Below are 13,372 nucleotides of genomic sequence, written 5' to 3' on the forward strand. Positions count from 1 at the left end.
TCGGGCGACGCGCCGTCCAATGCATGTTTTGTTGCCGCGCCCGTCGCGGTTGCCGTAACCGAATCCGCAGTTGAACCACCCATAAAAACACATGCTCATTCACCCCAATTTCGATCCCGTCGCCATTCACCTGGGGCCGCTCGCGGTGCGCTGGTACGGCCTGATGTACCTTGTGGCGTTCATTGCGGCAATCGTTGTCGGCCGCTTGCGTCTGCGCCTGCCGCATGTCGCTGCACAAGGCTGGACCGCGAAAGACATCGACGACATGCTGTTTTACGGCGTGCTAGGCACGATCCTCGGTGGCCGGCTCGGCTATGTGCTGTTCTATAAGGCGAGCTGGTACTTCGCGCATCCGCTCGATATCTTCAAGGTCTGGGAAGGCGGCATGTCGTTTCACGGCGGCTTTCTCGGCGTGACGTTCGCGATGGTGCTGTTCGCATGGCAGCGCAAGCGCACGTGGTTGCAGGTCACCGATTTCGTCGCACCGATGGTGCCCACCGGGCTCGCCGCGGGGCGGCTCGGCAATTTCATCAATGGCGAGTTGTGGGGGCGCGTGACCGATCCGTCTGCGCCATGGGCGATGCTGTTTCCGGGCGCCGCCAATGAGGACGCCGGCTGGCTCGCCACGCATCCGGAACTGACGACGCGCTGGCATCTGGCCGATGTGTTCGCGCAATATCACATGCTGCCGCGCCATCCGTCGCAGTTGTATGAGATCGCGCTCGAAGGTGTCGTGCTGTTCCTCGTGCTGTGGTTTTTTACGCGCAAGCCACGTCCGGTGGGTGCAGCGTCCGCCGTGTTCCTGATCGGCTATGGGCTGGCCCGCTTCACCGTGGAGTTCGCACGCGAGCCGGACGATTTTCTCGGGCTGCTGGCGCTGGGGCTTTCGATGGGACAATGGCTTTCGCTGCCGATGGTCCTCGTGGGCATCGCGTTGCTGGTGTGGTCGTATCGGCGCGGCAAGCGTCAACAATCATCGGCGGTCGGCGCGAACTGACGCGTCTTCACAGAGGAAGAAAAGCAAAACGCCACGGCATGCCGTGGCGTTTTGCTCTTCTGCGGGCAATGAACGAAACGCTCCAATGGAGCGCACCGTATTACTTCATCTGGACCGAACCCGATACGTTCACCGTCACCGTGGACGTGCCGCCTTCGAGCGGCATCGGCGCGGCGGCTTTGGCATCGGCGCCCATTGCATGGGCGCTCATCATCATCATCGGACGCGGCATGAAGCTGTTATGCCCGACGTTGACTTCGCGAATGGTGTAGCCGCTGTAGCCGAACGCCTGTGCCGATGAAGCGGCCTGCTGACGGAACGACGCGATCGCCTGACCGGTGAGCTTCTGTTCGGCGGCGCGCTGCGCTTCCGGCGACAGCGAGAACAACACATTGCCGACCTGCATGATCGACGACATCTGTCCGGCGAGCTTCGATGCCGCAGCGAAGTCGTGCGACTCGAGTTGTACTTCTGTGCGGCCACGCCACGCCGAGATGCGCCCGTCGCGATCGGTTGACGGAAAGATCGAGAATGCCCCGGTGCGCGCGGTGACGCCAGCCACGCCGCGCGCCTTTTGCAGCGCCGCGTCAGCGCGCTCGTTGAGCGTGCTGGTGAGTGAACCGGGGTCGCTCGCTTGCTGTTCATAGAACAGCGTGATGTTGACGACATCCTGCGGCACTTCGGTGCTTGCCTGCGCCGACAGCGACAACACGCCCGACGGCGGATTTTGCACGACAGTCTGCGCGTGGGCGGTTGCTGGCGCCAGCGACAACGCGAGCGGCGCCGCGGACGCGACAGCGAGAGCGAAGGCGAGTGCGTGTTTTCTGGTCATCGTTTGATTCCTTTCTTGGGCAGGTTGTACGCGATGCCCTATATCGGGCGGCAGGCACTTGAAGTCCAACCGGGCGCCCGTCGAGGCTGTCGCGATGCAAGCACCGTGCATCGGAGTGGCACGGTGCTTGCGACTCAGTTAGGCGGCTGTAAGATCAGGTTGGTTCCTCTGCGCGACGGTCCGGTCAGGCGATGCCGCGCGATGTCGCGCATAGCAGCTAGGCGAGTTGCTTCGTAATGAAGCGCCATTCGGCTTCAGTGACCGGCGTGATGGACAGCCGGTTGCCTTTGGCGAGCACACGCATGTCCGCAAGTGCAGGATATTCGCGCAGCTTTGCGAGCGGAATCAACGGGATCTTCTTCTTGAAGACCACGTCGACCAGTATCCAGCGCGGTGTCTCGCGGCTCGATTTCGGATCGTAGTACGGACTTTTCGAATCGAACTGGGTAGGGTCGGGGTAGGCCGTCGACGATACCTCGGCAATCCCGGCGATGCCCGGCTCCGGACAACTCGAGTGATAGAAGAGAACACCGTCGCCCACCTGCATCATGTCGCGCATGAAGTTGCGCGCCTGATAGTTGCGCACGCCCGTCCAGGGGAGGGTGTGCCGAGGGGCGTTGGCGAGGTGGTCGATGCTTGCTTCGTCCGGTTCGGACTTCATTAGCCAGTAGCGCATGAGTCGATTTGAACGTTGAGAAGAACACAGGATAAGCGCAATGCGTGACGCGGCGCTAGCGATGCGGAAGGAACACTACAAACGGAAACGGCATCGGACGATTGTCCGATGCCGTTGAATAGGTCCCCGCCATAGCCGCTAGGCCGGCATCCTGAACCGGGAGTTCAGAATTGGTCGCAGTTAGCAGCACTTCGGGTACATCAGACGGAGTGACGCGCACACCCGTGCTGCAAATTTCCGCAACCGTGCACATGGCATTGGTTCAAGGAATATATGACCTTGGCGAACCAGGCAGGGAAGCTGACAAAACTGACTGGATCCAGACGCTCGAGGTTACCTCGGGTGACCTCGCGAACTGCTCTGAATCCGAAGCGGGCCCGATGTTCCAGATGGCCTGCCTCTGAATAACTTTTACTGCACACCGTACTGCTGGATCACTGCGCCCAGCTGTTCGTTCATTGAGTGCATTGTACGCCGGATTTCTTCGGCGGGAAATGATTCTCCATGACGTACGCTAGCCTGCAGCTTAAGCAGTTCCGATGCCAGCGACAGCGCAGCCATGACGGCAATGCGATCCTGGCCGCGAACGTTGCTGGTCGAACGGATCTTCGACATCTCTGCATCGACGCGCGCAACGGCTTCGAGCAGCGCGGCTTCGGTTTCCGGCGAACAGGCGAGACGATAGGGCTGGCCGAGGATCGAGACTTCGATCTGCTTTGCGGTCATGCGTTTTCTCCGTGGCGGGTGACGTCGCCGCCGGCTTCAGTTTCGACTTCCTGCTGCGACGACGCGAGCAGATCAAGTTGATTGTCCGGCTCGGCGTGAGCTTTCGCTCGCGGGAGTTTTTCGAGGATCGCGTTCAGGCGCACCTGGGCGTCGTCGATCTTCGATGAAAGCGTATCGCGCTCCGCCTGCAGCGCGTTGCGCTCTTCGCGCATCTGCTCGAGCTCGGCACGCGCGGCTTCGCATTCTGCGCGAGCGTCGGCGAGCTGCTGTTCAAGCGCGCGACGCGCTTCGTGATGACGCTGGCTGATTTCGATCAGCCGGCCAATATTCTGTGAGAGTGTTTCGAGTTCGGTGAGCATGTGCTGCGTCCTCTAAAGACACGGCATTTTAGCGCGGAATGTGACAGCTTCCGACAATTGTCTCGTTTCGAGACGTAACAGCTCTGCTTTATACCTGTTTTATGCGTGTTTCGAGCGAGTTTCGTGCCTGTGGCATGCAGAAATTTTGCTCGCATTGCACGCGACGTGCGCACGCGAATTGCAGGAATCGACCTTTCTTGACGCCCCAGGAGGCCGCTCCTACACTTGCGGCACTTTGGTGCCCGCGCGCGTTTTCACATCGTGCGCAGTTAAACGGGAAACAGGAAGCCGCGTCCGCCAGGACGAGCCAACCTGTGCTGCCCCCGCAACGGTAAGCGACCGCATGATGTCATGCAGGTCGACCTGGGCGCGCCTCCAGCGAGGCGCGCGATGCCACTGCGCTATTCGTGCGTGGGAAGGCGGGTCGATGTGTCGCCAGCCCGGATACCGGCCAGAGTGAGGGGCGTCGTCTGCGTGGCTTCACGCCGGCGGACCGCCCTGTTACGCATCGGCTTGCGGGGAAGCAGGCCAGGCACGCTATCCACAGGAATCAACCGGATGTACACGCCCATCGCCGGCACGGCAGTACTCGCCGTGGCCGGCTTGCCGCTCGGCGCGCAGGCCTTGCCCGCAACGACGGATGAAGCGCCTGCGCTTGCGCAGGATACGGCGCCGTCGGCTGCGCCCGGCGACACTGCAACCGCCAGCACAACGGCCGCTCCCGCCACGAAGCCCGCCAGCACCACGCTCACGCCGATCGTCGTGACTGCGGAGCGCGGCCCGCAGCCGCTCGCCGACGCGATCCCTCAGACCGCGCGGTTCGACCAGCAGGACATCGCCGACACCACGGCGCGCGATCTGCCGGGTTTGCTGCAACTCGCGCCCGGCGCGCAGATCGTGCGCAATGGCGGCCCGGGTTCGTCCGCGAGTCTGTTCCTGCGGGGCGCTTCGGCACAGCAGTCGCTCGTGTTGATAGATGGTGTGCGTGTCGATTCGGTCAGCCTCGGTAGTGCACAGATCGAGCAGATCCCGCTCGATCAGGTCGATCACGTCGAAGTGGTGAACGGCAATGTGTCGGCGCTATATGGTTCCGGCGCGATTGGCGGCGTGGTGCAGGTGTTCACGAAGGACGGCGGTGATCATCCGCCGCGCTTCAATTTCTCCGTCGGCTATGGCAGCTATCACACGCAAAGCCAGCAGGCCGGTGTGAACGGTGCGCTCGACAGGGACGGCGCGACGACCTTCAGCCTGTCGCTCGCGCGGACAAAAACCGACGGCTTTTCGTCGATCGATCCCGCGCTCGCGCCGGTCAATCCGAACGCCAATGGCTATCTGAACGAAAGCATCTCGGCATCGCTGCGCCACACATTCAACGACAGGTGGGACGCGGGCATCCGCTATTTCCAGTCGAACGGCAACGACAGCTTCGACGATCCGTTCGGCGCGCCCACCGATCTCAACAATCTATACAGCAGGATTCAGCAGGCTTCGGTATTCGCGAACGGTCGCGTGACCGACTGGTGGACGACGCACTTCGTCGTCGCGACGGGCAACGATCGCAGCACCACGGCGTTGAACGGCCTTTATACCGACCACTTCAACACCGACAACCATCAGTACACGTGGCAGAACGATTTCACGTTCGCGCCGCAGCAGAAGGTCCAGGCAGGCTACGAGCATCTCGACCAGAGCCTCGATTCGGATGAGTACGGCGCGCCCGACCGTCACGTGGACTCCGGGTTTATCGGCTATACGGGGCGCTTCGGCGGCAGCCAGTTCCAGGCAAACGTGCGGCGCGACCAGTACTCCGATTTCGGCGGCGCGAACAGTTACTATCTCGGCTATGGCTACGATCTGAACGAGCACTGGAAGGTGACCGCAAGCTGGTCGGATGCATTCCGCGCGCCGACCTTCAACGATCTGTACTTTCCGGAGAGCGGCAATCCGTCCATCCAGCCGGAACACAGTCATTCGATTGAAGCGGCGTTGCAGTACGCATCGGATGCCCTGGGCGTGTTGCGACTGACCGCGTTCCAGACGCGCCATACGAACCTGATCGAATATCAACAGGTCACGCCGGGCGTGTATGTCGCGCAGAACGTCGGGCGGGCGAAGGTGCAGGGGCTCGAAGGATCGTGGAGCGGCCATCTGGGCAAGACTGACGTGCGTGCTTCGCTGACGGTGCAGAATCCCGTCGACGAAGACACGAACACCGATCTGAACCGGCGCGCGCGCCGCTTCGCATCGCTCTCGGCGAACCGCGACGTTGCAGGATGGCGCGTGGGCGGCGAGTGGATCGTAAGTGGCGAGCGCGACGATACCGGCAATACCCTCGGCGGCTATGGTGTAGTGAACCTCTCCGCGCGCTACAACATCACGAAGGCGTGGTACGTGGCCGCGCAGATCCAGAATCTCTTCGACAAGGACTATGAACTGGCCTACACATACAACACGCCACGACGCGGCGCCTGGCTCACGCTCGGCTGGCAGCAGCAGTGATGCGCATGGTGTACTGAGCCATCGTGTCTTCTGAAACCACGCCCATGAGTCGCCTCGCACTACGCACCGTTGCCGGCATGACCGCGAAGCGCGCGGCCGCGATCTGGCTCGTGCTCGGCGTGCTGGCGTTCCTCGTGTTTGTCGCATCGCTCATGCTTGGCAGCGTGCCCGTCTCGCCGGTGCGCGTGCTGGCTGCGCTGCTGCCGTGGCATGGCAGCAGCGAGTTGGCATCGACGGATCTCGCGGGTGAAATCGTCCGCAGCCTGCGCCTGCCGCGCGCGCTTGCCGGATTCGCGTGCGGCGCATTGCTCGCCGTTGCCGGTGCCCTGTTGCAGGTGCTGCTGCGCAATCCGCTCGCCGAACCGTACGTGCTAGGCGTGTCTGGCGGCGCGGCCAGCTTCGCGCTGATCGCGATGATCGCGGGTTGCGCATGGTGGATCGTCGACGCCAGCGCATTGGCCGGTGCATTGCTGTCGATCCTGCTTGTGCTGGGCCTGGCACGCCGCGAGTTGTGGCGAGGCGAGCCGCAGGACACGTCGCCGCGTTTGCTGCTGACGGGCGCCGTGATTGCAGCAGGCTGGGGCGCGGTCATCACGTTGCTGCTGAGCGTCGCACCGGAGAGCCGTCTGCGCGGCATGCTGTTCTGGCTCACCGGCGACCTGAACGGCGGCGGCGCGCCCTGGGTCGCGCTTGCCGCGTTGCTGGTCGGGCTCGTCGCGATCGTGCCCGTTACCCCGCAACTGAACGTGCTGCTGCGCGGCGATGCGGCCGCGCACGCGCTTGGTGTCTCCGTCATGCGGCTGCGTTTGCGGGTGTACCTCGTGGCCTCGCTGGCAGCGGCCGCTGCCGTCACGACGGGCGGCACCATCGGCTTCGTCGGCCTTGTGGTGCCGCACATGCTGCGGCTTTGCTTCGGCAATGACCAGCGCATGCTGCTGCCCGCAGCCGCGCTTGCCGGAGGCGTCGCCGTGATGGGCGCCGATCTGGTTGCGCGCACCGTGATCGCACCGGCGCAATTGCCGGTTGGCGTGATTACGGCGTTGACGGGCGTGCCCGTCTTCCTGTGGATGCTGTTGCGCAGGCGGCGATGATGAAGCGTCCTTCCCGCAACGCGCCTGCGCTTAGTGCGCAACATGTGACGTTGCGTGCAGGCGCACGCACGTTGCTCGACGATTTCACGCACACGTTTTATGCCGGCGAAGCCTGGTGCATCGCCGGACCGAACGGTGCCGGCAAGACGACGCTGATCTCGGCGCTTGCCGGATTGCTTGCGCCCGCAACAGGCCATGTCGAAGTCGACGGCCTGCGCGTCGCGGACTGGTCGCCAGTCGATCTTGCACGCCGCCGGGCGCTGATGCCGCAGGGCGAACACGACGCGTTCAGCGCGAGCGTGCTGGACATCGTGATGCTCAACCGCTTTCCGCATCTCTCGGGCTGGGGGTGGGAAGGCGCCGAAGATCGCGCGGCGGCGCACGCGGCGCTCGATACGCTGGGCCTTGCCCCGCTGGCGACGCGTGACGTGTTGTCGCTTTCGGGCGGCGAGCGTCAGCGGGTCGCGCTGGCAGCGGTCCTGTGTCAGGATGCGCCGCTGTTGCTGCTGGATGAACCGCTATCGCATCTTGACCTGCATCACCAGATCGACTGCCTCGAAGCGTTGACGAAGTGGGTGCGGCACACACCGCGAACCGTCATCTTTTCATGTCACGACCTCAACCTTGCACGCCGTTTTGCGACACACGCGTTACTGCTCGAAGGAAACGGCGGCGCGCACGCGGGCGCCCCGCGCGACGTGCTGACACCGGCGCTCGCGAGCCGCGCCTTCGGTTATCCGCTCATCCTGATCCGCGACGGCGACCATGAAGCACTCGTTCCCGCGATGTACCCTGCGCATGCGCCGGGCGATGCATCAGGACACCAATAATCCCTCAACGAAAAATGAACATGACCTCTTCTCCACTCGCGTTGCCGGTTGTCGAACCGCTCGATCAGACGTTGCGTGACGACTTGCAGCGCATCATCGACACGAAGACGAAGCCGCCCGGCAGCCTCGGTCGTCTCGAAGCGCTCGCGCGCCAGATCGGCATGATCCAGCGCACGACGCATCCCACCATCGAACGTCCGGCGATGATCGTATTCGCGGCCGACCACGGCATCGCGCACGAAGGCGTGAGTCCGTATCCGCAGGCCGTCACGGCGCAGATGGTCGGTAACTTTCTTGCGGGCGGAGCGGCGATCAATGCGCTGAGCGGTGTCGCGGGGCTCACGCTCGAAATCGTCAATGCGGGCGTGGCGACGCCGTTGCCGCCGTCGGATGTACTCGTCGATATCCCGATCGCGCGAGGCACGCGAAACTTCGCGCACGAGCCTGCGATGACGCGTGAAGAAGCGCTCGCCGCCATGCAGGCCGGCGCGGCACGCGTGCGCCATCACGCGGCGCTGGGTACCAATGTGATCGGCCTCGGTGAGATGGGCATTGCGAATACGTCGGCGGCCGCGTGCCTGATGAGTCGACTCTGTGGCGTGCCGATCGACGAATGCGTCGGACGCGGCACCGGTCTCGATAACGCCGGTCTCGCGAAGAAGAGCAACGTGCTGGCGTCGGCGCTTGCCATGCACGCCGTCAGCGCCGACCCGCTCGACGTGCTCGCCACTTTCGGCGGCTTCGAGATTGCGATGATGGCCGGTGCGTACCTCGCAGCGGCGCAGGAGCGGATGACGATCCTCGTCGACGGTTTCATCGCGACGTCCGCGCTGCTCGTGGCCGATGCGCTTGCGCCTGAGGTGCGCGGCTACTGTGTGTTCGCTCATGCGTCGAATGAGGCTGGGCATCGGCGCATGCTCGACTATTTCGGTGCGGTTCCGCTCCTCTCGCTCGATCTTCGGCTGGGCGAAGGCACCGGCGCCGCGCTGGCGTTGCCGTTGTTGCGCGCGGCAGTCGCGTTCATCAACGAGATGGCGAGTTTCGAATCCGCCGGTGTGGCTGACCGCGACGCCTGAGCCAATCGCATACGGATGTAGAGGCCGCGCCATCATGAATCCGCTTGCCGAACTGCGTTATTTCTTTACTGCGCTGGGCTATTTCACACGGGTACCGGTGCCGCGCTGGGTCGGCTATGAACCGCACTATCTCAACGCGGCGGCGCGGTATTTTCCACTCGTCGGCGCGCTGGTGGGCGGGGTTGGCTCGCTCGTTTATCTCGCGGCGTTGCGCGTGTTTCCGGCGGGCGTGGCCGTGTTGCTGTCGATGGCTGCGACGCTGCTATTGACCGGCGCGTTTCACGAGGATGGTCTCGCAGACTGCTGCGACGCATTTGGTGGCGGCTATACGCGCGACGACGTGCTGCGCATCATGCATGACTCGCGCATCGGTGCGTTCGGTGCCATTGCGCTCGTGGTTGCGCTCGCGTTGAAATGGCAGACGCTAGCTTCGCTGCCGCCACTGCGCGCTGCGTGGCTGATGATGGCGGCGCACACGGCGAGCCGCGCCTGCGCGATCAGCTATCTGGCGACGCTCGATTACGTGCGGCCCGAAGGCAAGGCCAGGCCCGTTGCGCAGCGCATGACGCCGGGTGCGTTAGCGCTCGCTGCCGTGTTCGGACTGCCATGGCTTTTCTGGCCAGACTGGCGCGCGGGCTGCGCCACGCTTGTCGTGCTGATCGCACTTCGCCTCGCCCTCGCGCGCTATTTCGTGCGGCGCATCGGCGGCTACACCGGCGATTGCCTCGGCTTTGCACAGCAGGTCTTCGAACTTGCGATCTATCTGACGGGGCTTGCATGGATCTCGTTCTGATCCGTCATCCGGCGGTCGCGGTCGAGGCCGGCGTTTGCTATGGTCGCAGCGATGTACCGCTTGCAGGCGAACCGCAGGCCTGTGTCTCAGCACTGGCGAGTCGCTTTGCGCAGCTCGAAGTACCGGCCCCCGACGTTACGCTGACCAGTCCGCTTGGACGCTGCGCGTCGGTGGCTGAATCGTGGGCAGCTTATTGCGGTTGTCAGTGGCGCGTGGACCCGCGTCTGCAGGAGATGGATTTCGGCGCGTGGGAACAGCAACGCTGGGACTCAATCGACCGCGCGTTGCTCGACGAATGGGCTGCCGATCTTCAGCACGCCCGCGCACATGGCGGCGAGAGCGTTGCCCAGTTCAGCGCACGAGTGCAGGAATGGTTCGATGACATGCAGGCGCAGACTGATGACGCATGCGTGCACGTCGTCACGCACGCGGGGGTCATTCGCGTGCTGGCATCGATCGCGCTAGGGATCCCGCTTGACCGTTGTCTGTCCTGGTCGATCGACTTCGCCGGTGTGGCATGGCTGCGAGGCGGCGATGCGGCCGGGCAGTGGGCGCTCGTACGCTGGAATGCTTGAGGCCGCGTCGTCTTGTAGCGCGAATTCGAGTGCTCGGGGCTTACTGTCCTGAACCCGTTCTTCTTGAGCGCGCCGTCTCCAGATCCCGACACAGCAGCGCCGCACCCTGCGCAATACGCGGAGCGGGGCGGCTGATCAGGTCACCATCGATCGCAAAGAGGTTGTTGTGCGCCACTGCCGCGAGGCCTGGCCACGCGCGCCATTTGTCGAGCTGCGGCAATTGCGTGTCGGGTGCGGTAGCCCCTCGCGACGCGGTCACTATCACCTCCGGATTCGCCGCGAGCACGGCTTCGGTTGAGACGGTGGGCGCGAGCGGCTCCAGTTTCGCGAAGACGTTGCGGCCGCCGCACAACGCGATCACGTCGCTGATCATGTGCTCGCCGTTGAGCGTCATCAGCGGCTGATCCCACACCTGGTAGAACACGCTGACGGGCGGCCGCGCCGCATAGCGCGCGCGCAGCTGTGCAATGTCGGCTCGATAGGCGTTGGCCGCGGCATCCGCGGTCTGCGATGTGCCAAGCAGGGCACCCAGCTTCGTCAGTGTGACGGCGACATCGTCGAGACGATGCGGCTCGCTGAAGAAGAGCGGAATATGCAGCTCGCGCAGACGGTCGAGCTGCCGCTGCGCATTGCCGTGACGCCACACGACGATCAGATCGGGTTTGAGCGCGACGATGCGTTCAAGGTCGAGCGCCTTGTTGTCGCCGACGCGCGGAATCTGTTTTGCTTCAGGCGGATAGTCGCTATAGGTGACCGCACCGACGAGTTTCGCTCCGCCTCCTGCCGCATAGAGCATTTCGGTGACATGCGGCGCAAGGCTGATGACGCGCTGTGCCGGAGCAGCGAGCGTGACGGTGGCGCCAGAGTCGTCGGTGACGCTGATCGTCGTGGCGTGCGCCGACGGTGCGTAGGCGAACAGGCCAGCGAAGATCGCGAAGGCAACGCGCGGCAGTCGGCGGATCATCGGTTGTCGAAACGAGGAGTGGCAGCGATTTCGCGCATGCTCACGGCGAGAGCATGCTCAAGACGTGCCCATTCCGCATCGGCGCCGGGCAGTCCAAAGCGCACACTGGCAGGCTCTGCAAAGAAGCGCGTCCAGATGCCACGTCGCGCGAGCGCATGATGCAGGGCTTGAGCGCGCGCATCGCAGGTCCATGCGAAGAGTGGCGTGCGATGCAGCGACAACCCTTGCGCACCGAGCAGCGCAGCGAGACGCGCGCTTTGCGCTTCGAGTTGCGTGCGCATATCGCGCTGCCATTCGATATCACCGAAGGCGGCGCTCACCGCATGCCGCGCCGGACCGCTGACGGTCCACGCACCAAGCGCATCACGCAGGCCAGCGAGCAACGTGGGCGTAGCCAGCACGAAACCCGCGCGCACGCCGGCAAGCCCGAAAAATTTTCCCGGCGAGCGGAAGACGATCAGTCCCACGCGATCGGTCCGGTTCGCAAGCGACGCCGATGGCATCGCATCAGCAAATGCCTCGTCGACGACCAGCGAGCCACCCCGCGCCGATAATTGGGCATGCCACTGAAGCAGTGTTGCAGCCGGGACGTGTTGCGCAGTCGGATTGTTTGGATTGACGACGACCGCGTGCGTCATTTCATCGGGCAACGTCGCGCTCGATACGTCGAGCGCGGCGACCCGATGACCGGCACGCCGGAACGCCGGCGCATATTCGCCATAGGTGAGCGGCGCAATACCGACGACCCCGCGCGGCAACAGTGTCGGCAGCATGCGGATCGCCGCCTGGCTGCCGGATACAGGAAGCACATGTGCGGCGTCCGGCGCGCCATAGTAGTGTGCGGCGCAGGCGGCGTAACCGTCGCCTTCGTCCGGCAGCCGTCGCCATGCTTCGGCGGGAACCGGGGGCACGGGATAGCCGTGCGGATTGATCCCTGTCGACAGGTCGAGCCATTCACCGTACGGAATGCCGTAGCGTCGCGCCGCTTCGTGCAGGTTTCCGCCGTGCGCGATTGCTTCAGCCATGGAACGGTACGCTCAGAAGCGCCAGCACGATCAGCACGGCGAGCCAGAGAACGACGCTCCGTTCCACCAGAACCAGCGCCGCCGTCACGTGTTGCGCACTGGCTGTGCGACCCATGCCGAGCGTCGGGCGTTGCTCGATTGCGCCGTGATACACGGCGGGTCCGCCGATCTGTACGTTCAGACTGCCCGCGCCTGAAGCCATCACCGGGCCGGCATTCGGACTGTCCCAGCGATGCGCCTGTTCGCGCCAGCATTGCAGCGCGGCGCGGGTATCGCCGAGCACCGCATAGCTCGCCGCCGTGAGGCGTGCCGGAATCCAGTTGAGCACGTCGTCGAAGCGCGCGGCCGCCCAGCCGAAGCGCAGATAGCGCGGTGTGCGGTAACCCCACATCGCGTCGAGCGTGTTGGCGAGCCGGAACGCGAGTGCACCCGGGCCGCCCAGAATCGCGAACCAGAAGAGCGCGCCGAAGATCGCGTCGTTGCCGTTTTCCAGCGCGGATTCGACGGCGGCGCGCGATAACGCGCCTTCGTCCGCATGCGCTGTTTCGCGCGATACGATCCGCGACGTCAGCAAGCGTGCCTCTGCGAGATCACGTTTTAGAAGCGCGCGCGCAATCGGCGCGATATGGTCGTGCAGACTGCGGGCACCGAGCGCGAACCACAGCAGCGCGACATGCACGGCGCAGGCGTATCCGAACGGCAGTACGGCGACGAGCCACGCGGCAATCAGCACAGGCGGCGCGACTGCCAGCAGCCACGCGACGATGCCCATCAGACGTGCGCGCACACCGGTATTCAGGCGCGCCTCGATACGGCTTGCGAGCTTGCCGAAGCCGACGAGCGGATGCGCCGTGCGCGGCTCGCCAAGCCAGCGATCGACGGCGACCGAAGCCGTCGCGAGCGTTGCGATGAGCGGCAGCGACAGCATC

14 protein-coding genes, 1 other RNA gene and 1 riboswitch are annotated in these 13,372 nt (G+C 64.2%); of the genes, 7 read left to right on the forward strand and 8 right to left on the reverse strand.

The features are described 5' to 3' along the window. The first annotated feature begins 91 nt into the window (after window positions 1-91). Window positions 92-997 carry a prolipoprotein diacylglyceryl transferase gene (gene lgt, locus P3T23_RS23645; RefSeq protein ID WP_429318545.1) on the forward strand — a complete coding sequence of 302 codons (906 nt, stop codon included), beginning with the start codon at window positions 92-94 and terminating at the stop codon, window positions 995-997. 100 nt (window positions 998-1,097) lie between these two features. Here the strand turns inward: lgt and P3T23_RS23650 are convergent, their stop codons facing one another. The 5 genes from P3T23_RS23650 to P3T23_RS23670 form a co-directional block, all read right to left on the reverse strand. Then, the gene (locus P3T23_RS23650) at window positions 1,098-1,829 is read right to left on the reverse strand and encodes an SIMPL domain-containing protein (RefSeq protein WP_429318546.1); all 732 of its coding nucleotides are present in this window, start codon (window positions 1,827-1,829) and stop codon (window positions 1,098-1,100) included. A 217-nt stretch (window positions 1,830-2,046) separates the two neighbouring features. Next, entirely contained in the window at window positions 2,047-2,505 is a 459-nt protein-coding gene (locus P3T23_RS23655) for an EVE domain-containing protein (RefSeq protein ID WP_429318547.1), read from the reverse strand. 119 nt (window positions 2,506-2,624) lie between these two features. Beyond that, window positions 2,625-2,806: non-coding RNA, 6S RNA (gene ssrS / locus P3T23_RS23660), on the reverse strand. 110 nt (window positions 2,807-2,916) lie between these two features. Then, window positions 2,917-3,231, reverse strand: a complete 315-nt coding sequence (locus P3T23_RS23665; RefSeq protein WP_429318548.1) for a cell division protein ZapA — start codon at window positions 3,229-3,231, stop codon at window positions 2,917-2,919. Beyond that, a complete protein-coding gene (locus P3T23_RS23670; RefSeq protein WP_429318549.1) occupies window positions 3,228-3,590 on the reverse strand; it encodes an ATPase in 363 nt (120 codons plus the stop codon). Before P3T23_RS23670 ends, P3T23_RS23665 begins: the two co-directional genes overlap by 4 nt. A gap of 219 nt (window positions 3,591-3,809) precedes the next feature. Further along, window positions 3,810-4,060: riboswitch (cobalamin riboswitch) on the forward strand. Between the two features lie 88 nt (window positions 4,061-4,148). Here P3T23_RS23670 and P3T23_RS23675 point away from each other — a divergent pair. From P3T23_RS23675 to cobC, 6 genes are read left to right on the forward strand one after another with little or no spacing between them, the layout of a single operon-like run. Continuing rightward, window positions 4,149-6,089 (forward strand): TonB-dependent receptor plug domain-containing protein, encoded by a 1,941-nt coding sequence (locus P3T23_RS23675; protein ID WP_429318550.1) that lies wholly within the window; start codon window positions 4,149-4,151, stop codon window positions 6,087-6,089. Between the two features lie 44 nt (window positions 6,090-6,133). After that, window positions 6,134-7,180 (forward strand): FecCD family ABC transporter permease, encoded by a 1,047-nt coding sequence (locus P3T23_RS23680; RefSeq protein WP_429318551.1) that lies wholly within the window; start codon window positions 6,134-6,136, stop codon window positions 7,178-7,180. Beyond that, window positions 7,177-8,010 carry an ABC transporter ATP-binding protein gene (locus tag P3T23_RS23685; RefSeq protein ID WP_429318552.1) on the forward strand — a complete coding sequence of 278 codons (834 nt, stop codon included), beginning with the start codon at window positions 7,177-7,179 and terminating at the stop codon, window positions 8,008-8,010. The genes P3T23_RS23680 and P3T23_RS23685 overlap by 4 nt, the downstream gene beginning before the upstream one ends. Before the next feature lie 20 nt (window positions 8,011-8,030). After that, on the forward strand, window positions 8,031-9,086 hold the full coding sequence (gene cobT / locus P3T23_RS23690; RefSeq protein ID WP_429318553.1) for a nicotinate-nucleotide--dimethylbenzimidazole phosphoribosyltransferase: 1,056 nt from the start codon (window positions 8,031-8,033) through the stop codon (window positions 9,084-9,086). A gap of 34 nt (window positions 9,087-9,120) precedes the next feature. Further along, window positions 9,121-9,879, forward strand: coding sequence for an adenosylcobinamide-GDP ribazoletransferase (locus P3T23_RS23695; protein WP_429318554.1), 759 nt, complete (start codon window positions 9,121-9,123; stop codon window positions 9,877-9,879). Further along, a complete protein-coding gene (cobC, locus tag P3T23_RS23700; protein ID WP_429318555.1) occupies window positions 9,864-10,454 on the forward strand; it encodes an alpha-ribazole phosphatase in 591 nt (196 codons plus the stop codon). The genes P3T23_RS23695 and cobC overlap by 16 nt, the downstream gene beginning before the upstream one ends. Before the next feature lie 40 nt (window positions 10,455-10,494). Here the strand turns inward: cobC and P3T23_RS23705 are convergent, their stop codons facing one another. Genes P3T23_RS23705 through cbiB form a run of 3 tightly spaced genes read right to left on the reverse strand, consistent with a single transcriptional unit; the run spans window position 10,495 to window position 13,371 of the window. Then, window positions 10,495-11,418, reverse strand: a complete 924-nt coding sequence (locus tag P3T23_RS23705; protein WP_429318556.1) for a cobalamin-binding protein — start codon at window positions 11,416-11,418, stop codon at window positions 10,495-10,497. Continuing rightward, window positions 11,415-12,443: a threonine-phosphate decarboxylase CobD gene (cobD, locus tag P3T23_RS23710; RefSeq protein WP_429318557.1), complete on the reverse strand. Its 1,029-nt coding sequence runs from the start codon at window positions 12,441-12,443 to the stop codon at window positions 11,415-11,417. The genes P3T23_RS23705 and cobD overlap by 4 nt, the downstream gene beginning before the upstream one ends. Next, window positions 12,436-13,371 (reverse strand): adenosylcobinamide-phosphate synthase CbiB, encoded by a 936-nt coding sequence (gene cbiB / locus P3T23_RS23715; RefSeq protein ID WP_429318627.1) that lies wholly within the window; start codon window positions 13,369-13,371, stop codon window positions 12,436-12,438. Before cbiB ends, cobD begins: the two co-directional genes overlap by 8 nt. Between the last annotated feature and the right edge of the window lies 1 nt (window position 13,372).

Origin of the sequence: Paraburkholderia sp. GAS448 (assembly GCF_050435685.1) — a bacterium.
GTDB lineage: Bacteria > Pseudomonadota > Gammaproteobacteria > Burkholderiales > Burkholderiaceae > Paraburkholderia.

What these genes read in the sequence shown, in the direction of transcription:
- lgt (WP_429318545.1), top strand. Translation starts at nt 92, where the DNA reads ATGCTCATTCACCCCAATTTCGATCCCGTCGCCATTCACCTGGGGCCG.
- P3T23_RS23650 (WP_429318546.1), bottom strand. Translation starts at nt 1,829, where the DNA reads ATGACCAGAAAACACGCACTCGCCTTCGCTCTCGCTGTCGCGTCCGCG.
- P3T23_RS23655 (WP_429318547.1), bottom strand. Translation starts at nt 2,505, where the DNA reads ATGCGCTACTGGCTAATGAAGTCCGAACCGGACGAAGCAAGCATCGAC.
- P3T23_RS23665 (WP_429318548.1), bottom strand. Translation starts at nt 3,231, where the DNA reads ATGACCGCAAAGCAGATCGAAGTCTCGATCCTCGGCCAGCCCTATCGT.
- P3T23_RS23670 (WP_429318549.1), bottom strand. Translation starts at nt 3,590, where the DNA reads ATGCTCACCGAACTCGAAACACTCTCACAGAATATTGGCCGGCTGATC.
- P3T23_RS23675 (WP_429318550.1), top strand. Translation starts at nt 4,149, where the DNA reads ATGTACACGCCCATCGCCGGCACGGCAGTACTCGCCGTGGCCGGCTTG.
- P3T23_RS23680 (WP_429318551.1), top strand. Translation starts at nt 6,134, where the DNA reads ATGAGTCGCCTCGCACTACGCACCGTTGCCGGCATGACCGCGAAGCGC.
- P3T23_RS23685 (WP_429318552.1), top strand. Translation starts at nt 7,177, where the DNA reads ATGATGAAGCGTCCTTCCCGCAACGCGCCTGCGCTTAGTGCGCAACAT.
- cobT (WP_429318553.1), top strand. Translation starts at nt 8,031, where the DNA reads ATGACCTCTTCTCCACTCGCGTTGCCGGTTGTCGAACCGCTCGATCAG.
- P3T23_RS23695 (WP_429318554.1), top strand. Translation starts at nt 9,121, where the DNA reads ATGAATCCGCTTGCCGAACTGCGTTATTTCTTTACTGCGCTGGGCTAT.
- cobC (WP_429318555.1), top strand. Translation starts at nt 9,864, where the DNA reads ATGGATCTCGTTCTGATCCGTCATCCGGCGGTCGCGGTCGAGGCCGGC.
- P3T23_RS23705 (WP_429318556.1), bottom strand. Translation starts at nt 11,418, where the DNA reads ATGATCCGCCGACTGCCGCGCGTTGCCTTCGCGATCTTCGCTGGCCTG.
- cobD (WP_429318557.1), bottom strand. Translation starts at nt 12,443, where the DNA reads ATGGCTGAAGCAATCGCGCACGGCGGAAACCTGCACGAAGCGGCGCGA.
- cbiB (WP_429318627.1), bottom strand. Translation starts at nt 13,371, where the DNA reads ATGCTGTCGCTGCCGCTCATCGCAACGCTCGCGACGGCTTCGGTCGCC.